Source organism: Hallerella succinigenes (assembly GCF_002797675.1).
GTDB lineage: Bacteria > Fibrobacterota > Fibrobacteria > Fibrobacterales > Fibrobacteraceae > Hallerella > Hallerella succinigenes.
Map to the genome: position 1 here is coordinate 2338994 of NZ_PGEX01000001.1, position 25881 is coordinate 2364874.

Annotated in this window: 23 protein-coding genes and 1 tRNA gene; 18 read left to right on the forward strand and 6 right to left on the reverse strand. The window is 50.7% G+C overall.

Annotated features, from left to right (window positions below; all coding sequences use genetic code 11):
* Positions 1–24: 24 nt before the first annotated feature.
* From BGX16_RS10755 to BGX16_RS10775, 5 genes are all read left to right on the forward strand, one after another.
* Positions 25–423 (forward strand): hypothetical protein, encoded by a 399-nt coding sequence (locus BGX16_RS10755; RefSeq protein WP_146139424.1) that lies wholly within the window; start codon positions 25–27, stop codon positions 421–423.
* Positions 420–1391 carry an OmpA family protein gene (locus tag BGX16_RS10760; protein WP_198514912.1) on the forward strand — a complete coding sequence of 324 codons (972 nt, stop codon included), beginning with the start codon at positions 420–422 and terminating at the stop codon, positions 1389–1391. Before BGX16_RS10755 ends, BGX16_RS10760 begins: the two co-directional genes overlap by 4 nt.
* The gene (locus tag BGX16_RS10765) at positions 1391–1588 is read left to right on the forward strand and encodes a type II toxin-antitoxin system Phd/YefM family antitoxin (protein WP_100426036.1); all 198 of its coding nucleotides are present in this window, start codon (positions 1391–1393) and stop codon (positions 1586–1588) included. Before BGX16_RS10760 ends, BGX16_RS10765 begins: the two co-directional genes overlap by 1 nt.
* 62 nt (positions 1589–1650) lie before the next feature.
* Positions 1651–4290, forward strand: coding sequence for a tandem-95 repeat protein (locus BGX16_RS10770; protein ID WP_100426037.1), 2640 nt, complete (start codon positions 1651–1653; stop codon positions 4288–4290).
* A 72-nt stretch (positions 4291–4362) separates the two neighbouring features.
* Positions 4363–4776 (forward strand): hypothetical protein, encoded by a 414-nt coding sequence (locus tag BGX16_RS10775; protein WP_100426038.1) that lies wholly within the window; start codon positions 4363–4365, stop codon positions 4774–4776.
* Between the two features lie 143 nt (positions 4777–4919).
* Here BGX16_RS10775 and BGX16_RS10780 read toward each other — a convergent pair whose 3' ends face one another.
* On the reverse strand, positions 4920–6581 hold the full coding sequence (locus tag BGX16_RS10780) for a diphosphate--fructose-6-phosphate 1-phosphotransferase (protein WP_100426039.1): 1662 nt from the start codon (positions 6579–6581) through the stop codon (positions 4920–4922).
* Between the two features lie 62 nt (positions 6582–6643).
* Here BGX16_RS10780 and BGX16_RS10785 point away from each other — a divergent pair, with 62 nt between their 5' ends.
* Positions 6644–7366: a DUF1573 domain-containing protein gene (locus tag BGX16_RS10785; RefSeq protein WP_100426040.1), complete on the forward strand. Its 723-nt coding sequence runs from the start codon at positions 6644–6646 to the stop codon at positions 7364–7366.
* 79 nt (positions 7367–7445) lie between these two features.
* Positions 7446–7519, forward strand: a tRNA-Pro gene (locus tag BGX16_RS10790).
* A gap of 56 nt (positions 7520–7575) precedes the next feature.
* Here the strand turns inward: BGX16_RS10790 and gatA are convergent.
* Positions 7576–8991, reverse strand: coding sequence for an Asp-tRNA(Asn)/Glu-tRNA(Gln) amidotransferase subunit GatA (gene gatA, locus BGX16_RS10795; protein WP_100426041.1), 1416 nt, complete (start codon positions 8989–8991; stop codon positions 7576–7578).
* Positions 8991–9317: a DUF4321 domain-containing protein gene (locus tag BGX16_RS10800; RefSeq protein ID WP_100426042.1), complete on the reverse strand. Its 327-nt coding sequence runs from the start codon at positions 9315–9317 to the stop codon at positions 8991–8993. The genes gatA and BGX16_RS10800 overlap by 1 nt, the downstream gene beginning before the upstream one ends.
* 197 nt (positions 9318–9514) lie before the next feature.
* Between BGX16_RS10800 and thiC the strand changes: the two genes are divergently transcribed.
* The 3 genes from thiC to BGX16_RS10815 are packed head-to-tail and all read left to right on the forward strand — an operon-like array spanning position 9515 to position 12364.
* The gene (gene thiC, locus BGX16_RS10805; protein WP_100426043.1) at positions 9515–11116 is read left to right on the forward strand and encodes a phosphomethylpyrimidine synthase ThiC; all 1602 of its coding nucleotides are present in this window, start codon (positions 9515–9517) and stop codon (positions 11114–11116) included.
* 1 nt (position 11117) lies between these two features.
* Positions 11118–11630 (forward strand): hypothetical protein, encoded by a 513-nt coding sequence (locus BGX16_RS10810; RefSeq protein WP_100426044.1) that lies wholly within the window; start codon positions 11118–11120, stop codon positions 11628–11630.
* Positions 11618–12364: a hydroxymethylpyrimidine/phosphomethylpyrimidine kinase gene (locus BGX16_RS10815; RefSeq protein ID WP_241899536.1), complete on the forward strand. Its 747-nt coding sequence runs from the start codon at positions 11618–11620 to the stop codon at positions 12362–12364. The genes BGX16_RS10810 and BGX16_RS10815 overlap by 13 nt, the downstream gene beginning before the upstream one ends.
* Positions 12365–12367: 3 nt before the next feature.
* Here BGX16_RS10815 and BGX16_RS10820 read toward each other — a convergent pair whose 3' ends face one another.
* Both BGX16_RS10820 and BGX16_RS10825 read right to left on the reverse strand, forming a co-directional pair.
* Positions 12368–12847: a hypothetical protein gene (locus tag BGX16_RS10820; protein ID WP_100426046.1), complete on the reverse strand. Its 480-nt coding sequence runs from the start codon at positions 12845–12847 to the stop codon at positions 12368–12370.
* A 187-nt stretch (positions 12848–13034) separates the two neighbouring features.
* Positions 13035–14057: a branched-chain amino acid aminotransferase gene (locus tag BGX16_RS10825; RefSeq protein ID WP_100426838.1), complete on the reverse strand. Its 1023-nt coding sequence runs from the start codon at positions 14055–14057 to the stop codon at positions 13035–13037.
* Between the two features lie 127 nt (positions 14058–14184).
* On the opposite strand from BGX16_RS10825, the gene BGX16_RS10830 reads away from it, so the two are divergent.
* The 4 genes from BGX16_RS10830 to BGX16_RS10845 are packed head-to-tail and all read left to right on the forward strand — an operon-like array spanning position 14185 to position 19955.
* Positions 14185–15198, forward strand: coding sequence for a hypothetical protein (locus BGX16_RS10830; protein WP_100426047.1), 1014 nt, complete (start codon positions 14185–14187; stop codon positions 15196–15198).
* Positions 15199–15232: 34 nt separating this feature from the next.
* Positions 15233–17665 (forward strand): phenylalanine--tRNA ligase subunit beta, encoded by a 2433-nt coding sequence (pheT, locus tag BGX16_RS10835; RefSeq protein ID WP_100426048.1) that lies wholly within the window; start codon positions 15233–15235, stop codon positions 17663–17665.
* Between the two features lie 14 nt (positions 17666–17679).
* On the forward strand, positions 17680–19608 hold the full coding sequence (dnaX, locus tag BGX16_RS10840) for a DNA polymerase III subunit gamma/tau (RefSeq protein ID WP_100426049.1): 1929 nt from the start codon (positions 17680–17682) through the stop codon (positions 19606–19608).
* Between the two features lie 38 nt (positions 19609–19646).
* Positions 19647–19955 (forward strand): YbaB/EbfC family nucleoid-associated protein, encoded by a 309-nt coding sequence (locus tag BGX16_RS10845; protein ID WP_100426050.1) that lies wholly within the window; start codon positions 19647–19649, stop codon positions 19953–19955.
* Positions 19956–20020: 65 nt separating this feature from the next.
* Here the strand turns inward: BGX16_RS10845 and BGX16_RS10850 are convergent, their stop codons facing one another.
* Positions 20021–21196 carry a sugar transferase gene (locus BGX16_RS10850; RefSeq protein WP_241899538.1) on the reverse strand — a complete coding sequence of 392 codons (1176 nt, stop codon included), beginning with the start codon at positions 21194–21196 and terminating at the stop codon, positions 20021–20023.
* Positions 21197–21259: 63 nt separating this feature from the next.
* Between BGX16_RS10850 and BGX16_RS10855 the strand changes: the two genes are divergently transcribed.
* From BGX16_RS10855 to BGX16_RS10870, 4 genes are all read left to right on the forward strand, one after another.
* Positions 21260–22549, forward strand: a complete 1290-nt coding sequence (locus BGX16_RS10855) for a homoserine dehydrogenase (RefSeq protein ID WP_241899539.1) — start codon at positions 21260–21262, stop codon at positions 22547–22549.
* A gap of 10 nt (positions 22550–22559) precedes the next feature.
* A complete protein-coding gene (locus BGX16_RS10860) occupies positions 22560–24011 on the forward strand; it encodes a sugar transferase (protein ID WP_100426052.1) in 1452 nt (483 codons plus the stop codon).
* A 116-nt stretch (positions 24012–24127) separates the two neighbouring features.
* Positions 24128–24991, forward strand: a complete 864-nt coding sequence (gene nadC / locus BGX16_RS10865; protein WP_100426053.1) for a carboxylating nicotinate-nucleotide diphosphorylase — start codon at positions 24128–24130, stop codon at positions 24989–24991.
* Between the two features lie 6 nt (positions 24992–24997).
* Entirely contained in the window at positions 24998–25843 is an 846-nt protein-coding gene (locus BGX16_RS10870; protein WP_100426054.1) for a type III pantothenate kinase, read from the forward strand.
* Positions 25844–25881: the final 38 nt, after the last annotated feature.

Genomic DNA, 25881 nt, shown 5'->3' on the forward strand with positions numbered 1-25881 from the left:
TTTGTCTACGAAGCCTAAAGGAGTATGACGGTGAAAGCAAAATTTTTAATCTGCGGGCTATTTGTGATGCTTGCCGCCGGCTGTGCCGGAAACAAGGAAATGCTCACGACTTCCATCAACGAAGCGGAAGGCATGCATCGTGCCGCTCAGGCAGAAGGGATTCAGTCCGCTGCGACAGTTCAGGGTGAAAAGGATTTGGCGAGCGCAAAGCAGCTTTCGGAAGAAGGCAAAGACAACGAAGCTTTGGACGCAGCAGAACATAGCCGCTTACTGTATCGCTTGGCTTTTGCCGAAAAGGATGCGAAGGACGCCGCGCTTGCGGACTCGACCGCTTCCAAGGAACTCCAGGGCGACCAAGAATCACAAAAGCTTTACCAGACGATTCTCGATAATGAAACCCAGGACAAGGAGGCTGCACAATGAAATGGATGAAAATCTTAGCCTTGGCTCTTGCCCTTTCGACATTCGCTATCGCACAGGACAATTGCTCGCAAAAACTCGATGTGCTTGAAAAATCTTTGCCACAAGGCTCTGCTCAGATCCGTTTGACGATTGCCGAAGCGAGAGCCTCTGCCGCTGCGGTTCAGGCGTTGAAGGAAAAGGATCCAAAGGATCCGCGCATCGCTTCGAAGGAAGAATCCTGCCAGATTTACACGCAGATTATCGAAGCCCAGATCGCCGCTCAGAAGTCTCGCAATTCCCTTGCGGAAAACCGCAAAAAACAGCTCGCCGTCCGCGACTCTATTCGCCGTATTCAGGAAAAGATCGGCGAAGTGCGCAGCGGTCGTGCTTCAAACTTGGAAGAAGACCTGCAGGCGGAACGTGCAAAGCTCGCCCAGACGAATTCCGCCATGGATTCTGCGATGACGGCTGCCGCAGAACGCGAAGCGCTTCAGGCGGAACTCGCCAAGGCTCGCGAAGATTCCCTGAACAAGCTTTTGCAAGAAGAACGTGCCAAGGCGGAAGCGCGCCAGAACGAGGCGAAGAACAAGCTGAACGAGTTGCAGTCCAAGCTGATTCAGGTGACGGAAGACGCTCGTGGCATTATTCTTTCGATGTCGGATATCCTTTTTGACGTGGACAAGGCATCTCTCAAAGCGGATCTGAAAACGAGCCTTGCCCGTGTCGCAGGGATTTTGACCGTGTACCAGGAACTGAATGTATCCGTGGAAGGCCATACGGATAATACGGGCTCGGAAGAACATAACCTGAAGCTTTCGGAACAGCGTGCCAAGAATGTCTTGGACTTTTTGGTGGAACAGGGTATTGATGCGGGCCGTTTGACCTCCAAAGGCTTTGGCATGAGCAAGCCGGTGGCAGACAATGCGACCAAGGAAGGTCGCCAAAAGAACCGCCGCGTGGATCTGGTAATCAAGGACAAGGTTCTCTAATGGCGAAGATCGTTTCGGCGATGGAAGCGCGCAAAGGATTTGGCGATTTGCTGAACCAGGTCGCGCTGAAAGGGGAGGATGTCGTGATTGAAAGAGCGGGGAAACCCCTTGCAAAACTCACATCCGTTTCGGATTCAGGGCCACAAAAACTCGATTTTCGCGATATTTCGCGGTTACCTGGAGAAATTTGGGAATAAACTTGCAAAAAACATACAAATTCCTAAATTTGTATGTAAGATTGTAATCGAAGGAGATCGTTATGAAATTATCGACAGTTGGATTTGCTGTTTTGGCCAGTGTCGGTTTGACTTTTGCTGCCACGGATACTGTGTGGACGGCAGCGGAAGGGGACGGCGCTATGGCTCCGGCCTATTGGTATGGATACACGTATGGCACGGGAGCTTCGCTCGATACGAATATCGTGAACTCTTACCGGGTGATTGATTACACGGTGTCGACATCAAGCATTAATGGCGCTGGTTACAGCCTCACGTGGAAGCAGAATGCGGCTTATAAAGATACGGAGATTTCCCTTGCAAGCTACAAGGGTGTCTGCTTGACTTACAAGGCCGATTATCCTGTACGTCTGGACTTTAGACAGTCGACGATTACCGATGACAATTACTACGGAACGCTCCTTGCCGCTTCGGCAAATTTCAAAAAGTATTTTGTCGCATTTGCTGATCTTGTCCAGGATTGGAAGTCGACGACAACGATTAAATGGGATATAGATAAGCAACTCGGCATGCAGTTTTCTTACAAGAACACCCATGCTAAAACCTATGGATCAAAGACCAATACTCTGACTCTTTCTTCGATCATCTTGAGCGATTCCTGTGTTTCCTATGCCCCGGTCCTTTTGGAACCATATGCAAGCAACACGAATCCGTACACTCTCCTTGAAGTGGATACTCTTTCCCTTCCGCTTTCTAAGATCTTCTACGATGAAGACGGCGATGATTTGAAAATCAGCGAAACGGTTACGAATGGTTCTTTCATCTCTTTGTTGGAAAAGGGAGAGAGCTTCTCCTTAAATGATACCCTGCATTTCATCGCAGCGGCAAATAAGACTGGCGAAGCGATCGTAACGCTGAAGGCGAGCGATGGAAAGAATTCGGTCTCCTATTCCTTTACCGTCGACGTGCAGGATCAGAACAATGCTCCGACGGCTGTGAATGATACTTACTCGGTGAATGAAGACGACACACTGAAGGTAACTTACAAGAACGGTGTTTTGGTGAATGACTACGATGTGGATAAAAACGGATATACCATGACCTTTGTGGATTCCACTTCTCATGGAGTGTTGACTTTGGACGTGTCGGATGGATCCTTCACTTATGTCCCGGTATCCAACTACTGCGGTACAGATTCTTGGACTTATAAGCTCACAGATGAAACGGACTTGCAAAGCTCCAAGGCGACGGTGAAAATCCAGGTGAAGTGCGTGAACGACGCTCCGACGGTACAGGTCCTCGATGAAGATTTTCTCAAGAATCTAGTCTTTAAAGAAGATTTCGCGGACACGGCGATTGCTTTTAGCAGTGCACAGATCCTTTTTAAGGATGTGGACGGCGATGACATTACGATTGGCGCTTATGGCGATGATTTAATCCATGCTGGAGTGACGACTGTGGGTTCCTCCAAGCATTACATTGAATTCAGTCCAGTGGATGATGCCTACGGGACTGCTACGGTAACGCTCTATGGAACCGATGGCGTGGATACGGCGAAGGTGAACTTCCATGTGACCATTGAATCTGTCGCAGATGTACCGAAGGCTCATGAAGATGAATACGAGATGTATGAAGACAGCGTCGTGACGATTGCTGCGAAGAAAGGTGTTCTTGCAAACGATGTGAATCCGGACGATTCGACGGATGTGCTGCTGGCTTACCTTGTGACCGATGCCGCTAATGGTAAGGTTAATCTGAAAGAGGACGGTTCCTTCACCTATACGCCGGATGCGGATTTTGTAGGTGCGGATTCCTTCTCTTATGTGGTCGTGAACTCTTTGGGCGATTCTTCGAATGTCGCTACGGTTCGCATGAATGTTGTGGACAGAAACGATGCTCCGGTCGTTGCAATCGATACGGCTGCATACGATACGCTTGTCCGTGCAGAAGACTTTACATCGCCGATTACCTTCACGGCAACGGAAACAAAGACTTGGTTTACGGATCCGGACGGCGATAAGATTTACCTGAGCGTCGAAAGTGATGACGGCAAGCTGAATCCGTCGATTTCGGCGGCTGGTGTTGTGACGCTCAAGTCGGTAAGAGATGCGTTCGGGGATGCCTATGTAACGGTAACTGGAGCGGATGGCATTTCGGGATCTTCGAGCTTCAAGATCCACGTGTACTTGACTCCGGTGAATGACAAACCGAGAACGACGATCGATACTCTCGTTCTCATGGAAACTCATGATTTCGTTATTGAATTGGATTTGGACACGCTTATTTCGGATCCGGATGAAGAACCTCTTACGTACAAGGTCACGAATGCTTCGGGAGTCTTTAGCACGGATCTGGATGGCTCTATCTTGACCATTACTCCGGCAGTGGTAAACGATACGATTCTTGAAGCCCTGTATGTGGTACGTGTCCAGGCAACGGACTCTTCGGAAGAATCTTCCATTTCGGCAATCTTTATCGACGTCGGTGGTAAGCTCGGTATTGCCTCGAAGATGACCTTGGCAAAGAATTTGTCTTGGCAGCAGGCGATTGCCAAGACTCAGGGTTTTGCAAAGCTCTATGACATGAAGGGTCATGTGCTGTGGCAGGGACGTCTTCCGGCTTCGGAATCCGAAGTCCGTGAAGCGGCAACGCGTGCTGCGGGTAAGACTGTTCTGCGAGTCAATCGTTCTCAATGGATGTTGAATTCGGAAATTCTCCGTTAAGTTTCTAAATGAAAATTCACGAAGTGCCTTAGTGCAATCGACTGAGGCACCTTCTTTTTTAAAAGAGGATTTATGATTCAGTTTTCGACACTCCTAAAAATGGTTTGTTTCTGGATGCTTGCATGGATGACATCCTGTTCTAGCTACAACAAGCATCAGGATGAAGCCGATAAAAACGGTCCGGTAGATTGCGTGGACCTTCACGTTAGAAATGCAGAATGGCATTTCATAGACCGTGGCGTGCGTTTCGATGTGTTCGGGACCTGCAAAAAAGGCATGCGCCATGGAAACTTCCGCTTCTTTGCCGACGGTCATGAAGTTGCAGTCGTGAAGTATTCCAAGGATTCCGAAGTCAAGGTGAAGTGTGCTATCGCGAAAAATTCGATGCCTGTTTCTTTCCAGGAATGCCTTTCCAATATTCATCCGCGGGAAAGTTCTTCGACGGGTTCTGTTGGAGGCTCTGTCTGGGATCAGCCAATATACTAATCCATGTTTTGTATTGCGTATAAATGAAAAGAGAAACCGAGCGGTTTCTCTTTTTTGAAAATGCAAGTTTTCATTGCCAAACAATAAAAAAGAGAAGTCTTGCGACTTCTCCTTTTAATTCTAAAAAGAATTGTGTGAAGATCTTACTTGACCTTTGCGCCGCGTTCGAGACGGATCGTGAACGTGGTCTGGTCAGCGACTTCGCTCGGACCCCAATACTGGATAGGACCCGGGTAGGTGTAAGATTCAGTCTTAGCCCAGACGTCGCGGTTCTTAGCGAGGTACTTGAACGGAGCCGCATCGAGCTTCACGAGAGCCTTCTGGATAACCGGCTTGTCTTCACCGTGACGACGTTCCATGTTCATCATCATGGTGATAGGAATGCCACCAGCGACCCACTTGTCAACGCCCTTCGTGAGGTCGCGGACAGAGCTCATATAACCGTTGAGCTTGTGGTAAGCGAGAACGGAAGCGGTGTAACCGAGGCTGTAGCAGTAGTCCGCATCGAAGTTCGACGGAGCTGCGCAACGGCCTTCGTAGCCAAAGAAGTGGTTCAAGGCAGAGAACTTGCCCTTGAAGTTCTTGCGGCTCTTGAGTTCCTTCTTGACCATTTCAATGATGAGCTTTTCGGTTTCGATGAGGGAAACCTGAACGTTACCATGGCTGTCGCGTTCAAGCATGAGCTGAGCCTGAATGCCAGCCGGGAGGCTCTTGAGAACTTCAGCAGAAGACTTAGAGACCCACTGGGAGAGCTTTTCAACCTTAGCAGCGGTGTCGAGGTCTTCGACTTCCTTTTCATGGTGAGCGAGAGCTTCGGAGAGTTCGGAAATGAGAACGCCAACATCCGGGATGAATTCGAGGAGGCCTTCCGGAATGAGGGCCACGCCGAAGTTCTTGCCGTCGGCAGCACGGGCAGCGACGATGTCTGCAACGTACTTGATGACCTGCTTCAGCTTCATCTTCTTTTCCTTCACTTCTTCGGAAATGAGGGTGATGTTCGGATGAGTCTGGAGAGCCGCTTCGAGAGCGATATGGGAAGCAGAACGACCCATGAGCTTGATGAAGTGCCAGTACTTCTGAGCGGAGTTCGCATCGCGCATGATGTTGCCGATGAGTTCCGAGTAGGTCTTCACAGCGGTATCAAAACCGAAAGAGGTTTCGATGTATTCGTTCTTCAAGTCGCCGTCGATTGTCTTCGGGCAACCGCAGACAACGCAGGATGCGCCCTGAGCCTGGAAGTATTCGCCGAGAACTGCAGCGTTCGTGTTGGAGTCGTCGCCACCGATAATCACGATTGCGTCGAGCTTCTGAGCCTTAGCCACAGCGAGGCACTTCTGCCACTGTTCTTCAGTTTCGAGCTTGGTACGACCGGACTGGATGATATCGAAACCACCCGTATTGCGGTATGCGTCCATGAGCTTTGCGTCGATCACCTTGAACTTGCCGTTTTCGAGACCAGACGGACCGCCGAGGAAGCCGAGAAGCTTGCTCTTCGGGCTGATGCTCTTGATACCGTCGAAGATACCAGCGATCACGTTGTGGCCACCCGGAGCCTGACCACCGGAAAGAACGACACCGACGTTCACCGGACGAGCGGCAACAGCCTTGGTCGCCTTCTTGAGGGAGATGTACGGAGCACCGTAGGTGTTCGGGAAGAGAGCCTTGATTTTCTTCTGGTCGCTGACGGATTCAGTTGCTTTACCCTTGTTGAGGGCAACCTTGAGAGCGCCGTTACGAAGAGAGGCTGGGAGCTTCGGCTGGTAGGCCTTGCGAGCCTTGCCGAGAACGGACAGATTGTCGGACATAATGTACCTCTAGGTTTGATTATAAATCCGCGGAAAATATAGAATTTTGTATTTTCATCGATATGAAAAAATTCCAATTATTCCTTCTTTCTTTATTTACTTTTTCCGCTCTCACATTTGCCGATGACGTCATTCAGTTTGCGACTGATCCGTATGAACTCGGAGAAATTCCGCAGGGCGAATCTCGCCATGTGAAAATCGGTGGCGCAAATGTTTCGAAGGAAACGGTGAAGATCGAAACAGTGCTCTGCCAAGGTGTGGGATGTTCAAACTTCAAGTTTCCTAAAACCGTGAACCCGCGTGACCCGGTGAATATCGAATTTGATTATTCGACAGCAACGCTCGAAGGCCAGATTGCAAACGTCATTGTAATTGTGGAAACGAATGGCAAAACGCATCCGCTCTCGATGCAGGGATTGGTGAAGGCTCCGTTTGTCTTTAGCGAAAAGATGTTTGACGCGGGCTATTATAAAGCGGGCGAAAAACGCGAATGGACTTTCTACGTCTGGAGCGAAGACAAAAAGACGCGCCCGGATTTGGAACTTCCCCAAGAATTCTCCAAGGAATTCTCGGTACAGATGAAGAACGTTTCGTTGAACGTGGAAAAATTCGACGCGATTCAGGAAGGCGGCAAGGTACCTGGCCAAAAGATTACGCTCAAGACCAAAGGCCTTGTGAAGGATCCGAAGCTTAAACAGAAGAGCCTTTCGAAGATCGTTTCGTTCAAGAGCCAAAAACATCCGAAGGCAACTCCGGAAGTTCTGATTATCGGATATTGGAACTAAAGCCTTGTTCGCAAGACGAAAACGACTTGCAAAAAGGAGCCGTTTAAGTTAAATTTGGGGCACCTTGCAACGCAAGTTGCGGGCTGTAGCTCAGTCTGGTAGAGCGCTTGAATGGGGTTCAAGAGGTCGTTGGTTCGAATCCAATCAGCCCGATTAACAAAAAAGTTCCTCTCTTTCGAGAGGAACTTTTTTGTTTTAAACCGGAATGCTTAGACGAGCTTTTCGCCTGCAGCAGCGATCGAGAGCAAGTCCGCTTCTGCATACGGCTTGCCGATCCACTGGATGTTCACGGGCAGATCTTCGGACTTGCCGCACGGAACGGAAATGCCCGGAAGGCCAGCCAGATTGAGGCTTACCGTGTAGATGTCGGAAAGGTACATTGCCATCGGATCGCTTTCGTTTGTTCCGCGCTTTAACGGAAGGCCCGGCATCACCGGGGAAGCGATCACGTCGCAGGATTCGAAAGCCTTGGTGAAGTCGTCCGAGATCAGACGACGGACCTTCTGCGCCTGAACGTAGTAGGCGTCGAAGAAGCCGGAGCTCAGCACATAGGAGCCGAGCATGATGCGGCGCTGCACTTCCTTGCCGAACGCTTCGCTGCGGGACATGGCGTACAGGTCGTAAAGGTTCTTCGCTTCCTTGCTGCGGTAGGTGTAACGTACACCGTCGAAGCGGGAAAGGTTGCTCGAAGCTTCAGCAGTTGCGATGATGTAGTAGCTCGCAACGGCATAGCTGATGTTCGGCATGGAGATTTCTTTCAGAACGGCGCCTTCGGCTTCCGCTTTTTTCAGAACATTTTCGATCGCGGACTTGCAGCCTGCGTCGAGACCTTCGGCGAAGTATTCTTTCGGAACGCCGATGACCTTGCCCTTCAGGCTTTCACCGATCTTGCGCCCGAAATCTTCTGTCGGACGCTGACTCGTGGTGTTGTCATGGATGTCCTGACCGCAGATGGCGGAAAGAACTGTAGCTGCGTCCTGGACGTTCGTCGACAGAGGTCCGATTTGATCCAAGCTCGAAGCGTAAGCGATGAGGCCGTAACGGGAAACGCGACCGTAGGTCGGCTTGAGACCGACGATGCCGGTGCAAGCTGCCGGCTGGCGAATCGATCCACCGGTATCGCTACCGAGGGCGACAGGAACCGTGCCCGTAGCGACGGCGACGGCAGAACCGCCTGAGGAACCGCCTGGAACGCGGTCCTTGGCAACCGGATTTTCAACAGCGCCAAAGTAAGAGGATTCATTCGAAGAACCCATGGCGAATTCGTCCATATTCGTTTTGCCGACGATGACTGCACCCTGCGCTTCAAACTTTTCGACAGCAGTTGCGGTGTACGGGGCGACGAAGTTTTCGAGGATCTTCGAAGCGGCCGTGGTACGGGATCCTTCGAGGCAGAGGTTGTCCTTGATGGCAACCGGAATACCGTCGAGAGCGCCGAGAGTCTTGCCCTGTGCGCGGCGTTCGTCGCTTTCCTTCGCCTTCTGCATAGCGCGTTCAGTGAGGACAGAAATATAGGCGTTCAAACCTTTATTCTTTTCAATCGATGCAAGCGATTCTTCTGCGAGCTTGACGGCGGTAGTTGCACCGCTTTCAAGATCCTTCTTCAATTCCTGGATGTTTTTCATTAGCGTTCTCCGGACCATTTCATAATATAGAGGCCGACGACGAGGCCGACTAGGCTCATCACGTTCAACTTGAGCGCAAGGCCAAAGGAAATCTTGATCATGTACAGATTCAGCACAAACGGTTCCATATCCGATCCGTCGCCCGTGTTGAACGCCCAGAACGGTTTCACGAAGAAGTTGTGCACGATATTGTTGTAGCCGCCAGCGTTCATCAGCTCACCGAGCTTTCCGAAAACAAAGCCGAGGCATTCGCCAAGGACTCCGCCGATGATGAGGCCGAGGACAACAAAGAGAAAAAGTCTTCCAAAGCTATTGTTGCGCGACATGTCGTGTGTCCATTTTTTTGTCAAAATATAAAAAAGATGGGCACTCTTCCGTGAAAGGAGTGGCCTTGAAACTGCAGGAAATAGAAACTCCAGATGGGATTTGCTATATTACGGTCGGTACAAATAGGGGTGCTGGCGAGTGCTGGCTGAGATTATACCCTAAGAACTTGGTTCGTAATCGAGCAAAAGGAATCTGTATGACAGAATCTTCGAAGTTTTTTAAGCCCTTCCCACAGTCTCACCGTATCTATGTTCCGGGAAAGCTTTTTCCCGATATCCGCGTATCCATGCGTGAAGTCGAAATTTCGGATCCTCTGACCCCGAAGCTCGGCATTTACGATACGAGTGGACCTTATGGCGATCCGCAGAAAAAGATCGATGTGAATCAGGGAATTGAAAAGATTCGAAAGCCGTGGATCGATGCGCGTAAAAAGAATGGCGAACCTCTGACGCAGATGCAATATGCGAAGAAGGGAATCATCACGCCCGAAATGGAATACGTCGCTATCCGTGAAAATCAAAAGATGGACGTTCTTTTGGGTGAAAACGGCTCGTCGATAACGCCGGAATTTGTGCGCAGCGAAGTCGCCGCAGGTCGTGCCGTCATCCCGTGTAACCCGAATCATCCGGAATGCGAACCGATGATTATTGGGCGCAACTTCTTGACGAAAATCAATTCGAACATCGGAAACTCCGCGGTGGCCTCTTCGATTGAAGAAGAAGTGGAAAAGATGGTTTGGTCGGTGCACTGGGGCGCGGACACGGTCATGGATCTTTCGACAGGCAAGAACATTCACGAAACGCGTGAATGGATTTTGCGCAATAGCCCGGTTCCTATTGGAACGGTTCCGATGTATCAGGCGTTAGAAAAGGTGAACGGCATTGCCGATCACCTCACGTGGGAAGTTTTCCGCGATACGCTTATCGAACAGGCGGAACAGGGCGTTGACTATTTTACGATTCACGCAGGACTTTTGCTTTCGTATGTGCCACTCGCGTTGAAGCGCACCACGGGCATTGTGAGCCGAGGCGGTTCGATTATCGCCCGCTGGTGCATGGTGCACAATCAGGAAAACTTCCTTTATACGCATTTTGACGAAATCTGCGATATTCTTGCGAAGTATGATGTTTGCGTTTCTTTGGGCGATGGGTTGCGTCCGGGTTCGACTGCGGATGCCAATGATGAAGCCCAGTTCTCGGAACTCGACACGCTCGGAGAACTCACGAAGGTCGCTTGGGCAAAGGGCGTTCAGGTTTTGATCGAAGGTCCGGGCCACGTGCCGATGCACAAGATCCGTGAAAATATGGAACGTCAGGAACAGATGTGCCACAATGCGCCGTTCTATACGCTTGGACCTCTCACGACGGATGTCGCTCCGGGCTATGATCACATTACGTCTGCAATCGGTGCCGCGATGATCGGCTGGTTCGGAACGGCGATGCTCTGCTATGTGACTCCGAAGGAACATTTGGGCCTCCCGGATAGAGACGACGTCCGCGAAGGCGTGGTTACGTATAAACTAGCAGCCCATGCGGCAGACCTCGCCAAGGGGCATCCGGCGGCTCACTTCCGCGACGACGCGCTTTCTCGCGCCCGCTTTGATTTTCGCTGGAACGACCAGTTTGCGCTTTCGCTCGACCCGGACCGCGCAGTGGATTTCCACGATGAAACGCTCCCGGGCAATGGTGCCAAGGAATCGCATTTCTGCTCGATGTGCGGACCGAAATTCTGCTCCATGCGTATTTCCAAAGACATCCTGCAATTTGTAAAAACAGGAAAATTAGATATGGAGAAGTAAAATGCAGTATATTCTCTTCACTAGTGCAGAGAGTTTTGTCGACGAAGTCGATTTAATTGAAAAAATCTTCGCTAATGATGTAGACTATCTGTATGTGCAGAAACCATATATGAACGACCGTCAGCTGGAACGGTTCCTTCTTTCGATTCCAGAAGAAATCCGAATGAAGACGTTTCTTTGCGGCTCACCGAGTATGGCTCAGGAATTCAGCCTCGCCGGATTCCATCAGCCGATGGAATGGTTCGTTCAGAATGGTGGAGCCGCGCTGAGAGCTTCGGGACTTTTAAGTGTCGAAGTGGAATATTTGCGGGATTTGGAAAAGCTTTCCCCGGAATTGCGTTCCAAAATTTTCCAGGTGGTAGTGAAGAATAAACCGGAAAAGGTTCCGGAAAATGTCTTTGTCGCTTGCGATGCCACAGAGCTATCGGATGATGAACCTAACAGGGCGATTGTCTCGGGAATCTGGGAATTCGCCGACTCGGTTTCCGCTTGGAGGCGCTTATGTCTAAAATGACCTATGCCATGACAATCGCAGGTTTCGATGGAAGTGGCGGCGCAGGGATCTTGGCCGATATCAAAACGATGAGGGATTTTGGAGTGTACGGCTGTTCTGTTTGTACCGCTTTGACGGTGCAAAACGAACTGTCTTTTGCGGACCCGGGATTTCTCCCATGGGAACGCATCCGTGTGCAACTCGATAAGCTTCGGGAAGTGCGCGAATACAAGTTCATCAAAATCGGACTTGTGCAAGATGCGGAAATGCTCCAGAAAATTGTTGAATGGATACGCCAGAATAATTCCGATGCGTTTGTCATTTGGGATCCGATCATGGGAGCGACGACCGGTTTCCGCTTTTTCGCCGATGATGATGCGGACAGGTTCTTTCCGGTATTTTCACAGATCGATTTGATTACGCCGAACCAGTATGAGTACGCCTATCTGGGTTTAGGTGTCGCTGACAGCCGCAAGGAACTTCTGGTTGGAAAAAAGACCTCCATTCTGCTGAAGGGAGGTCATGCGGAAGGGGAAGATTCCACCGATACGCTTTGGCACGAAGGAAAAATTTTCAAATTCACTTCGAAGCGTTTTGTCGGAGTCGATAAGCACGGCTCGGGCTGTACGCTTTCGTCGGCGATCCTCGCCAATGTGGCGCTTGGAAAGTCCTTGCCGGAATCTTGCCAGGCTGCCAAACTTTATATCGAAAAGTTTTTGGCAGGCGGGGAAGGCCGAGTCGGCTGGGTCGACTAAAGCCTAGTTGTTATCGTCTTCAAGTTGATCCTTGATCGAGTTGAAGATCGGATCCCAGAGAGACGGACCGCCTTGCTTCGGATACACATAGGTGAGTTCCTGGGTGTTCATCCAGGCTTTGAGCTTGGTCACCTTGATCACGCATGAAGATTCGTCTCCCGAAACGCTTACCCAGAATTTGATGTACTGGTTGTTTTCCATGTTGCGCTTCTGGTCATCGCGTTGGGTGTAACTTGCGACCGTGTACTTTTCGGTGACCATCTTTCCGTTTTCCGGATCATCTTTGGCAAGGGCAACCTTGTTGTCGGCGAAGGTCTTCTTGGTGGCTTCGTAGCAGGCTGTGGAAGAATATTCGAACGAACGGGTCATGTATTCGTCGTAGAGAGTCGGATCGTCGAGCATTTTCTTGGGCTGCATCATGGCACAACCGCTGAAGAAGGTTGCCGTCGCGAGAGCGAATCCGAGTAAGGCTTTCTTTTTCATTTTTGTCTCCGGGGATTGGGTGTTTTTTTTGAAAATGTACGAAAAAAAACGGCTTTGTCAACAAAAAACTTATGATAAGTGCCGCTTTTCGAAGAAAAACAAAAATCCCGTGGAATTTTCCACGGGAATCTTTTTTTCCGTCGTTGCGGACGTTTTGCCCGCTGCGAGGATTTTTTGATTTTTTGAATTACAGGTCTACGACTTCAGTCCAGCCGAACGGATCCGGCGCTTCACCGAACTGGATTGCGGTGTACTTCGTAAAGAGTTCCGTACAGACCGGACCCGGGTTTACGCCGTCACCGTAGGTGAACTCCTTGCCAGCCACCGGGTCCACGATCTTTTTGATCGGGGTGATCACGGCTGCCGTACCGCATTCTGCGGTTTCCGAGAATTCTGCGAGTTCTTCGAATGGAACTTGGCGGCGTTCCACCTTGTAACCCAGATGTTCCGCGAGCTGCTGCAAGCTCTTGTTCGTAATGGACGGGAGAATGGATTCGGACTTCGGGGTCACGAAGGTCTTGCCCTTGATACCGAAGAAGTTTGCCGGACCGCATTCGTCGATGTACTTCTTTTCCTTTGCATCGAGATAGATCGTGCTCGAGTAACCGAGCTTCTTTGCTTCAGCGAGAGAAAGAAGGGACGCCGCGTAGTTACCGCCGACCTTGACCGTGCCCGTACCCTGCGGAGCGGCGCGGTCGTAGTTACGGCTGATCATCATGTCGACCGGTTTGAAGCCGTCCTTGAAGTACGGACCGACCGGGGTCACGAACATGAGGAGCAAATATTCATCTGACGGCTTCACACCGACTTCTGGACTCATACCGATGAGGAGCGGACGGATGTAAAGAGTTGCACCGTAGCCATACGGTGGAACGAAACGCTTGTTCGCCTTCACGACCGTGTGAACCATTTCACGGAAGAGTTCTACCGGCGGAACAGCCATAAGAACGCGGTTTGCAGTGTTCTGAATGCGCTTGGCATTTTCTTCAACGCGGAAGATGCGGACCTTGCCGTCCTTGCCCGTGTAAGCCTTGAGGCCTTCGAAGCCTTCCTGACCATAATGCAAGCAAGTTGCGGCCATGTGAATGCTAATGTCTTTGGAGGAGGTGACTTCAATTTTGCCCCACTGACCATTGCGGTAGTAGCAGCGAACGTTGTAATCGGTATCGTAGTAACCGAAGGGAAGAGTCTTCCAATCAACAGTATTCAAATCGACTTGCATAATTGAACCTTTCTATTTTGGCGTCACCTGACGTCAATGCAAAAATACACATTTTGAAGCGAAATGGCTTTAAGGGGAGCAAAAAAGATATATTCTGAAGAAAAGCGAGGTTTGGATGCATTTCAAAACGATGATTGTCGGGGCGATATTTCTTGGGAAAATGGTCTTTGCGGAATCTCCGGTGGACGATTTCGGCTTTCAAAAATTTTACACCACTCTAACAGGCAGTCTATCGTGGACTTCGGCGCATTGGAACAATGGAAATGACCGAACCTTTTCGGACTGGTCCACGGACCCCGATGATCCGACGGGCTGGACAAGCGACCAAAGCGGTTCCGCGCAAGGCTTTCATGTGGATGGTTCGGGCGTGATGCAGATGCTTGGAAATGCTCCGCGTTTTCACATTAATTCGAATAACGATGAAGACCCGACTCCGACGAGCCAGTTTTTTTTGAATGTCGAGTACACGGCTTACTTTATGCGGAATGCGCTCGGCGGTGAAAATTGGGGCGGCATGATAGTCGGCTTGCGCAGCGGCTCGCATCATCACGGAAGTTCGGGCAGGGACAATTGCCTTGCGAATACTTATTATGCGCGTTTTCGAAACGATGGAACCTGGGATTTTGAAAAGGAATGGAAGCATCCGGGAAGCTATTATCGCAGTACATCGGGCATAGGCAAGCAGGATCCGCTTTGGGGCGGGGGAGTCCTTCCGGTGAAAAAGTGGATTGGGATGAAGTTCATCGTTTACAATCCAAACGCCTCCACGGTACGCCTAGAACTTTACATCGATTCGACGTCGAACGCGACGGCTCCCGGAAACTGGGAACTGGTCGGTATCGCAGAGGATGCTGGTTTGGATTGGTCGGGCGCAAGTTATGGAGCGTCGACGATCGAAGGCTGTGCCTACAGCGACGCTCTGGCTCCGATTCTCCAAGGGGGCGGAACCGCTTTGATGCGTTCCGATAATGATAATCCTTATTATAAGTATGTGAGCATTCGCGAAATAGATCCGACGGGGAGCTTTGACGATACGGGTATCCGTCCGCGGGCGAAGCCTTTGTTGAAGAGTGTCCCTGTGCGGCATTTTGATTTGCTCGGACGCAGTCAAGTTTTGGAAAAATTCTAGATTATGCGCGTAAAAGCAAGAAAGGATTTTGCAAATGAAAGTTTCTTTGAATTGGCTCCGCCGTCATGTGGATCTTCCGGAAAGTGCTGAAGAAGTTTCGAAGGCTTTGACCTCCATCGGTCTTGAAGTCGAAGGCATGGAAGAACCGGCGAAGCAGTATGAAAAGCTCGTCGTGGCAAAGGTTCTCACCTGTGAAGCTCACCCGGATAGTGATCACCTGCATGTCACGACGGTGGACGATGGCAAGGAAACCATTCAGGTTGTCTGTGGCGCTCCGAACGTGGCTGCAGGCCAGACCGTCGTTCTCGCTCCGATCGGTGCAGAGCTTCCGCTTCCGGACGGCAAATCTTTGAAGATGAAAAAATCCAAAATCCGCGGTGTGGAAAGCTTTGGCATGATCTGTGCCGAAGATGAAATCGGCCTTTCCGATGACCACGGTGGAATCCTGGTTCTCGACGATAAGATTCCGGCGGGTACCCAGTTTATTTCCCTCGGTTTTTACGACGCCACTTATGAATTGAACGTGACCCCGAACCGTCCGGATGCTCTTTCGCACCGTGGTGTCGCCCGCGAACTCGCAGCCAAGTTCGACCGTCCGCTGAAGCCGCTCGCTTACACGCTCACCGAAGACGCTTCGAAGGAAGCTGCTTCCGAAATCAAGCTCACCGTGGAACCGGGTTCCGGCTGTTCCCGCTATGTGGGCCGTGTTATCGAAAATGTGAAGGTCGCACCGTCCCCGGCGTGGCTTTCCCGGCTTCTCAAGTCCGTCGGTATGAACAGTGTGAATAACGTTGTGGACGTGACGAACTTCATTTTGATGGATGTCGGTCAGCCACTCCACAGCTTCGACATGGCCAAGTTGAACGGCGCAGAAGTTGTCGTTCGCAAGGCTAAGCCGGGCGAAAAGATTGAAACCTTGGACCACAAGGAACACGAACTCACGACGAATGATCTCGTCATCTGCGATGGCGATCGTCCGTCCTGCGTTGCCGGTGTGATGGGCGGCGTAGAAAGTGAAATCACGGATACGACGACGCAGGTGTTCCTGGAAAGCGCTTGGTTCAACCCGACTGTCGTGCGTAAGCAGGCTCACCGCCTTTGCACGTCGACCGATTCGAGCTATCGCTTTGAACGCGGAATCGATTACACAATGCAGCGTGAAGCAGACGATTACGCTTGCGCCTTGATCCAGGAAGTCGCCGGAGGCAACGTTCTCAAGGGCACAGTTGAATATACAGGCGAAGATCACCAGAAGGAACCGTTCGTGGTGACGCTCCGCGCATCCCGCGTGACGAAGGTTTTGGGCATCACCCTTTCCGAAGACGAAATCACCAAGTACTTGACGGGCATTGGCCTCAAACACTTGGGCAATATGACTTTTGAAATTCCGCCGTACCGTCCGGACCTTGAACGCGAAGTGGACTTGATCGAAGAAGTGGCTCGTCTCGTTGGCTTTGACAATATCCCGTACGACGTCCCGTCGTTCAAGATCAAGCCGAACGATCTTCCGGCAGAAGAAGTCCTCGGACGCCGCATCCGTTACACGCTCTCTTCGATGGGCCTCCACGAATGTATTTCGCTCCGTTTTACGAGTGCTGCAAATACGCAGGCTGTGTTCGGTGAACCGAACGATGCCGATCCGCGCTCGAAGCCGGCTAAGCTTTTGAATCCGCTGTCCGAAGACCTCGGCTGCGTCCCGACCTCCTTGATTCCGATTCTCCTCAAGTCCGTTGCCGACAACGAAAAGAACCGTCCGGGTTCTGTCCGCTTGTTCGAAAACAGCAAGGCGCAGTTCCAGAATGCGGAGCGCAAGGACGATCGCGATCCGGGCTTTACCGAAAAGCCAATCCTTTGTGCGGTCATCGCCGGCCATTGGAAAATGGAAGCTTTGGACGATAAACCGCGTGATGTCGAATTCGGCGACATCAAGGGTCTTGCGATTTCCTTCTTCAAACGTCTTGGCCTTCCGGTAGAAGTGCGCTCCGCGGAACAGAAGGAAAAATTCCTCCACCCGGGCAAGCAGGCTGTGATCATGAGCGGGAGTACGGTCTTCGGTTCCATCGGCATGGTGCATCCGGCTGTGTTGAAGGCTTTTGACATCAGCTATGCGACGGCTCTTTTTGAAGTCGATCTGGAAAAGGTTTTGAAGGCTCAGGAAAAGAAGGTTGTCTTTAAGCCGTTCAGCCGTCAGGTGTTCACGACCCGCGACATTTCTATGATCGTGGCGGAACGCATGACGAACGAAGCAATCCTTGAAAAGCTCAATTCCTTCAAGGTGAAGAACCTGGTGAAGGTGGAACTCAAGAGCGTTTATCAGGGTGTCGGAATCCTTCCGGGCCAGAAGAACATGGTTTACTCGTTCACGTACCAGTCCATGACGGAAACTCTGACGGATGAAGTGGTGAACAAGGCTCACGATAAGCTTCGCGAAAAACTTTCTGCCGACAGCGAAATCACTCTCCGTTAAAGGGTAAGTCGAGTATGGCTTATATTGCAATGGCGCGCAAATGGCGACCGGAGTCGTTCAACGATCTGGTCGGCCAGGAGCATATCGCAAAGACGATTGAAAATGCAATCGTCGGTGGTCGTCTGCATCATGCGTTCCTTTTTACGGGAACCCGTGGTGTCGGTAAAACGACTTCTGCACGTATCTTGGCGAAAACGTTGAACTGCACGGGTGGTGATCCGCTGATCCCGTGTGGAAAGTGCAAGAGCTGTCTCGATATCGCGAGCGGTCATCCGATGGACGTGATTGAAATTGATGCGGCTTCGAATACGGGTGTCGACAATATCCGCGATCTTTTGGAACAAACCCAGTATACGCCGATGATCGGCAAGTACAAGGTGTTTGTGATCGACGAAGTCCACATGCTTTCGAAAGGCGCTTTCAACGCGCTTCTCAAAACCTTGGAAGAACCGCCTCCGCATGTGATTTTCATTTTTGCGACGACCGAAGTCAATAAGGTTCCGCAGACGATTCTTTCGCGAGTACAGCGCTTTGACTTTAAGCGTCTTACGACAAAGCAAATCACGAGCCGTCTCAAATACATCTGTGATCAGGAATCGATTTCGACCGATGCGGAAGCACTCGGCATGATTGCAGAAAAGGCGGATGGCTCGATGCGTGACGCTCTCACGTTCTTCGATCAGGCTTACGCTTTTACCGGCAACGATATGAATGCGGACTCCGTCCGTTCCGTTCTCGGTGTCCCTCCGAACGATCTTTATTTTAGCCTTCTTGAATCCATTGAAAAGCACGATCTCAAGGGTACGTTTGCCGTTGTTGATAAGGCTTCGGAAACGGGTGTGGAATTTGCACCGCTTCTCGAAGGCTTTGCCAAGTTTGTCCGCAACCGCCTGTATGTGAAGGTGGGCGGAATTTCTGCCGAAGAATTGAACATTTCGGAAGGTCTTTTTAGCAAGCTCAATTCTTGCGCGCCATCTCTTGGCAACGGTGACCTCTTGCGCATTGCGCGTATCCTCACGGACTTGCAGGGGAACATTCGCCGCAGCACGAATCCGCGTTTGCTCGTGGAATCCGCTTTCGCTCGAATGGCTTATCTCGACAGGGTCGTAGACTTGAAACGTGCCTTGGCCGCGATTAATGACCCTGCTTCCCAGGGTTCAAAAAAAAAATTAACTGAACCGCAGGCTCAGGTGTCGATGGCAGCGTTGACTGCTCCGGCGCCTTCCGATTCGCCTTTTACAATTGACTTCGACGGCTTTGACGCTCCGAAGTCTTCTCCTGCCACTTCTTCTGCAAACGATTCGTTTGCGATTCCGACGGCGCCTGAAGCGCCTCCGTCTATCGATAGGGGAACTCCCGAAATGGATCCTTCCATGATAATCGATTTTGGCGGTGCGCCTGCTTTTGACGATGACCACGGTTTTGACGAAGGGCCAAGCTTTGCCGAAGCCGGAGATGATTTGGGCGATGTGCAGGCGATTACGCGCTACGACATTTGCAACGCCTGGCAGAATTTGATCCGCAGCAGTTTCTCTCAGGAAATGGGATTCTTTGCGACAAGCCTGAACGGTTCGACTCTTGAACACGGAGACTTCCAGGAAAATCCGTTCCGCTTGAAAGTCGTTTATCCGGCCGCATTTAAGTGGGGCTTCGATCAGATGATGATGCGTGACGATTACCGCGATCGCTTGTTGAATATTCTGGAAGACCGCTTGCAGACAAAAGTCGCTGTGACCTATGAACTGTTGGAGCCGAAACCCGGCGAAGATGTTTCCGGAGTGCCGCTCAGCCCTTGGGAAACGGACTTGCAACATGAACCGGGGCTTGCGGAATTCACCCAGAGATTTATGGCGGAACTCATTGCGACAAGATCCGTGCCGAAAATGGTCGACGAAGAAAATTCGGACGGCGAACAATGTGCAGTGACTCCGGAACAGGAATAAAATTGTATTTTAATCCCCAAAAAAAAGAGGAAAGCCCTATGAATATGCAGAAAATGTTGAAGGATTTGCAGAAGATGCAGTCCAAGATGGTCAAGGCCCAGAACGATCTTCAGGCTCAGAGCTTTGAAGCGGAAGCGGGCGGTGGCATGGTGAAGGTTGTGCTCAACGGTCAGGGCATCATGACTTCGATCAAGATCCACCCGGATGCTGTCGACAAGGATGATGTCGAAGCTCTTGAAGATTTGATCATGGCTGCCGTGAATTCGGCAACGAAGAAGAAGGATGACACTTCCAAGGCTAGCATGGAAGAACTCACCGCCGGTATGCGCATCCCGGGACTCATGTAAGCCTTTTTCAAAGAAATGAAAATAGACCGCTGGATTCAGCGGTCCTTTTTTTCAAAAAGGAAACTTTAGTAAGCTCCGTTGCTCTTGAACACCGCCTTGAAGGTCTTTGCCACGAGCTGCAGGTCAATGCCAAAGTTCGAATGACGCACGTACTTGTTGTCAAGGCGCATCTGACCTTCGAACGGAATGTCGCTTCGACCGCTGACCTGCCAGAAACAGGTGAGACCCGGTGTCACGGAAAGGCGCATTTTATGCCACGGCAAGTATTCTGCAACTTCCGACGGAAGCGGTGGGCGCGGTCCGACGACCGACATGTCTCCGGCAAGAATGTTGAACAGCTGGGGAAGTTCGTCTAGGCTGAACTTGCGAAGGATATGGCCCATCGGATAAATGCGCGGATCGTTCTTCATTTTGAAGGTCGGACCGCTGGATTCGTTGAACTTTTGAAGTTCCTTTTTGCGGGATTCCGCATCGATGTACATACTGCGGAATTTGTACATCGTAAAGAGCTTGCCGTTTTTGCCGACGCGGATTTGCTTAAAGATAACGGGTCCCTTCGGGTCGCTGAACTTGACGATCAAGGCGCAGGCGATGAGAACCGGGGAAAGCAAAACGATGCCGCAGAAGGACGATACCACGTCGAAGGACCGCTTGATGAATTCCTTGGCGTAAACGGAAAATTTGTTCGTTTGGGTGAGAATGTCACCGTAGAACAGGCGCTTGAGCGAGAAAAAACCGTTGTTGCGCATATTGAACTTTTCAATCGCTTCGTCGAATTCCTGATCCCGCTTTTCTTGAAGACCGGTGTAAACGCAGACCTGGAAAATCGGCTGCTTGGTCTTTTTACGCAGAATGTCGACGAGACCCGCCTTTTTAATATTGACGAGCATTTTGCGACGCAGGCGTTCCAAAACGCGCAGGTCAGAATCGATCAAGATGACGCCTAAACCGTCAGGATTGTCTAGATAACCAACGACATCGGTAAATTTGGTTTCGGTCAAGACGGTGAGGACCGCAATTTTCCATGCCCGGACATAAGATGAATCGAACTTGCTGAATCCGACGATGTCGAACTGGCGGGTAATAATCTTAAAGTAGAGGAATGGATGCTGATTGCGGTTTGTACGCAAAAACTCTTCACGCAGGCGAGCCTTGAAGAAGTTTGCCGGATAAACCGTATTCCCAATATTTTGCGGGGAAAGAAAATCTCCCAGCGTGGATTGTGTAAAATTGTCGTGCACGTCCCAAATATAATTCTGATTTTCTAATTTAAAGGCGAAAAATTTCATCCATTGGAGATAATTATGCGCATTGGACTTATTGGTACCGGCACGATCGGTGGCGGTGTCGTGGAAATCCTCGAAACCAAGGCTGCTCAGTATCGTGAAAAGTTGGGTATTAACCTTGAACTCGCTTGTATCTGCGCCAAGAGTGACGAAGAAGTCGCTCCGTACAAGGCAAAGGGCTACAAGACGACTACCGATGCGATGACGATGATTGCCGATCCGACGATCGACGTGGTCGTGGAACTCGCTGGCGGCTATGAAATGCCGCGCAAGTGGATTACTACCGCTCTCGAAAATAAGAAGCATATTGTGACTGCAAACAAGGCGATGCTTGCCAAGTATGGTCACGAAGTGTTCCCGCTTGCCGAAAAGAACAATTGCCACGTTCTGTTCGAAGCCGCCGTGGGCGGTGGCATTCCTATCATCCGTAGCATGCAGGAAGGCTTTGTCGGTAGCGAAGTAGAACAGCTCAGCTGCATTATCAACGGTACTTGCAACTACATCCTTTCCCGTATGGGCGAAAGCGGCATGTCTTTTGAAGACGCTTTGAAGGAAGCCCAGCTAAACGGTTTTGCAGAACGAAACCCGACGTTCGACATCGAAGGTGTTGACTCCGCTCACAAGACGGCCATTCTTTCGAGCCTCTGCAGCGGTAAGTATGTGGACTTTGAAAAGATCCACGTCACCGGTGTTGCGAAGATTACCGCCGAAGACATTTCGAATGCGAAGGAACTCGGCTACAAGATCAAGCTTCTCGGCATCTATCGCCGTGGCGAAGATGGCGCTGTGGACGCTCGCGTCCATCCGTGCCTCGTTCCGAACGACCATCTGCTCGCTAGCGTGGACGGTGTGATCAACGCCGTGTACCTCCACTGCGACAACCTCGGCCAGACCCTCCAGACGGGTGCAGGTGCAGGTCGCCTTCCGACGGCAAGCGCTGTGGTCGCTGACCTCGTTTCCCTTGCCCGTTCCACGGATACCGGCTCTCGCAAGCCGCTCCCGATGGGCTGGTTCAACAAGGAAAATGCAGCAAAGCTTGTCCCGATTTCGGAAACCTCTTCCCGTTACTATCTGCGCTTTACGACGAAGGATTCCTTCGGCGTCCTCGCAAGCATCACGGGCATTTTCAGCCAGAACGAAATCTCGATCGAATCCATCATCCAAAAGGATGTGAAGGATCCGGGCAAGGTCAGCATTGTCGTCATTTCCGAATGCACAAAGGAAAGCAAGATGCTCACGGCACTCGAAGCGATAGACTCTCTCTCTTCTGTTTCAGAAAAGAGCCAGATGATCCGCTTCCTCAAGTAAGGCGTCACCCATGCTACGAGGAAATAAGCTCGAACTCCTCTTGCATTTGATCGGCGACTATTTGGCGGTGATGATTTGTTTTGTCATCGCCTTCTGGGTCCAATTCCATAGCGGTTGGATCTTGGATAAGTTCGATCCGTCCAAAATGATTTCGGAATATACCCGCGCAAGCTTTTTCCTGGGTGCGGGCTGGGTCTTTTTGTTTGCCGTGACGGGACTTTACCGTTCATGGCTTCTGCTCTCTCGAACACTCCAGGTTCTGCATGTGGCGCGTGCGGTTATTCTTGGGATTGTGGCGATTCTCCTTGGCCTTTTCGGCTCTGAATTTATCGGGCGTTTGGTCGCAGGTCAGCCGCTTCTCGGGGATTACGTTTACGGCTCGCGCTTCAAGTGGATTCTCCTTTACGGCGCTGGGGTCTTTTTCCTTGTCGCTTCTGTTCGTATGACGATTGCTGGATTTTTGCGCGCTCTGCTTCGCAAGGGCTATGGGGCAAACAACTTGCTCGTGCTCGGTGCGACGGAAGCGGGTAAAAAGATCGCTTTGGCTTTTGCCAAGTCTCCGGAACGTGGGCAGAAGGTCGTCGGATTTTTGGACGAACATTATCAGGTCATGGATCATGAATTCAATGGTTTCCCGGTTCTTGGAAAGTATTCCGACTTGGCGAACTTGGTGAAGAAGTACAAAGTCTCGGGCATCGTGATTTCGCACGACAGCTCCTCCTTGCAAGAAATCACCCGCGTACTCACTTGGGTTTGTGACCTGCCACTTCACATTTATGTGATTCCAGGACTTTACAACGTCATCAGCGGACATTACAAGACGAACCTCGTGCACGGCTTTGATCTGCAGGAACTTTTTGCGTTTAACATGCCGCGTTGGGAAGTCCGCGTGAAGCGCTTGATGGATGTGGTTGTCGCTGCAATCCTTTTGCTTTGCACGTTTCCGATTTCCTTGCTTGCTGCTCTTGCGATTAAGCTCGATTCAAAGGGCCCGATCTTTTATTCTCAAGAACGTGTGGGCCTTTATGGCAAACGTTTTATGGTGCATAAGTTCCGCACGATGCGGACGGATGCGGAAAAGAACGGTGCGCAGTGGGCGACGAAGAACGACCCGCGTATTACGCGTGTGGGGCACTTCCTTCGTAAGACCCGTATCGATGAACTGCCGCAGCTTTTGTGCGTGTTGCGTGGCGACATGAGCATGGTCGGTCCGCGTCCGGAACGTGCCGTGTTCATTGAAAAGTTGCGCGAACAGATTCCGTTCTACATTGGACGTTTGAAAATGAAACCGGGACTTACCGGTTGGGCTCAGGTGCGTCATCATTACGACACGAGCCTCGAAGATGTGCAGAAGAAACTCGAATACGACATGTACTACTATGAAAACATGTCTCTGCTTCTCGATTTCCAAATTTTATTCAGAACGATTTACGTGGTACTCACGGGGAAGGGGGCACAGTAGAGATGAGCGAAAAGAAGTCATTTCTGGAAGGAAAAAAGCCATCCCCTTTCTGGACTTGTTTGCAGGGGCCGGTGGAATTATTTCTAGCCCACAACTCTTAACTCGGAATAAAACTTATGTACGGTGATAATTCGAAACCTGTATTTCCGGTAGAAGACGCTTTGACCATGATTCGCCTCGCTCTCGCAGAAGATGTGCGCACGGGCGATGTAACGAGTGCATGGACAATTCCGGCGGATCAAAAGCAGCATGCGCGTTTGATTGCAAAAGAAGACGGTGTGTTGGCGGGTCTTCCGATTATTGAACTCGTGTTCAAAGAACTCAAGGCGAAAGCCAAGGTGACGCTCCACAAGCAAGATGGCGACGTGGTGAAGAAGGGCGATTTGATCGCTGAACTCGACGGCACGACTCATGAACTTTTGACCGGTGAACGCACCCTTTTGAACTTTATTCAGCAGCTTTCGGGCGTTGCCACGGTGGCGCATACCTTCCAGGAAGCTTTGAAGGGTGGAAAGACCAAGGTCCTCGATACCCGCAAGACCGTTCCGGGATTCCGTACTTTGCAGAAGTATGCCGTGCGCGTCGGCGGCGGTTCGAACCATCGTATGGGTCTTTTTGACATGGTCCTTGTCAAGGACAATCATATTGCCGCAGCCGGTGGCGTTCTCGAAGCCCTCGCCGTTGTCAAAAAGCACAATACCCAGAACCTGATGGTCGAAATGGAAGTGGAAAATTTCGACCAGCTCCGTGCACTTTTGAACAAGGGCGTGGACGTCATCATGCTCGACAACATGAGCAACGAAACGATGGCAGAAGCTTTAAGGATTATCAAGGAAAGCGGAGACAAGTGCCTTGTGGAAGGTTCGGGCAATATGACGCTTGAACGTGCGAAGGAAATTGCGACGCTTGGACTCGACTTCATTTCGGTAGGCGCTTTGACGCATAGCGTAAAGGCTCTCGATATTTCCATGAGAATTTAAGGCTCCATGAAGAACGCGAAGAAGAAGCCTTCGATCCGTAAAAAAGCACCTTATACCTTTGTCGTGGACGTGGGCAATACGCATACCGTCCTCGGTATTTACAAAGGCGAAAAAATTGAAGACCATTGGCGCCTGACGACTCGCAAGGAAACGACGAGCGATGAAGTTTTGAACCGTGTTGGCGGCCTGATTCGCTTTTCCAAAATCAAGCTGGAAGAAATCTCCTTTGTGGGACTTTCGACAGTGGTGCCGGTTTTGGAACGCCCTTGGGTAAAGGCCCTTCAAAAGCTTTTGAAGAAACCTGTCCAGGTGGTGAATTCGAACAACTGCCTTGATTGCCCGATTGCGTATTTGAATCCGGCTTCCTTGGGCGCGGATCGTCTTTGCAACATTATTTCGCTGCGTGATCGCGGCTATACCGATGCGATTGTCATCGATATGGGGACGGCGACGACATTTGACGTGATGAAGGATGGCGGTTTTGAAGGAGGCTTGATCATTCCGGGCATCAGCGCTAGCATGGATGTTTTGACGGAAAAGGCGGCTCGTTTGAAGCCGGTGAGTATTGAATGGGCTGATCGCATAGTGGCGAACAATACCGACGATGCGATTCGTGCGGGTCTTCTTTACGGCTTTATTGCGGAACTCGAATCCTTGGTGCAAAAAATCAAGAATGAACTCGGTAAAAAGAACGTTCCTGTTTTTGCCACGGGAGGCTGGGGCCGTATGGTTCTCGGTCACAGCGATGTGATTGATACGTATGATCCGTATTTGACAGTCAATGGGGTGCGCCTCGTTGCGATGTATGGAAATAAGGCCGTCGAAATCGATCGTGACGGCGATGAAGAGTAGCCTTTTATTTATATATATTCTTCAAAGACATTTCTGGA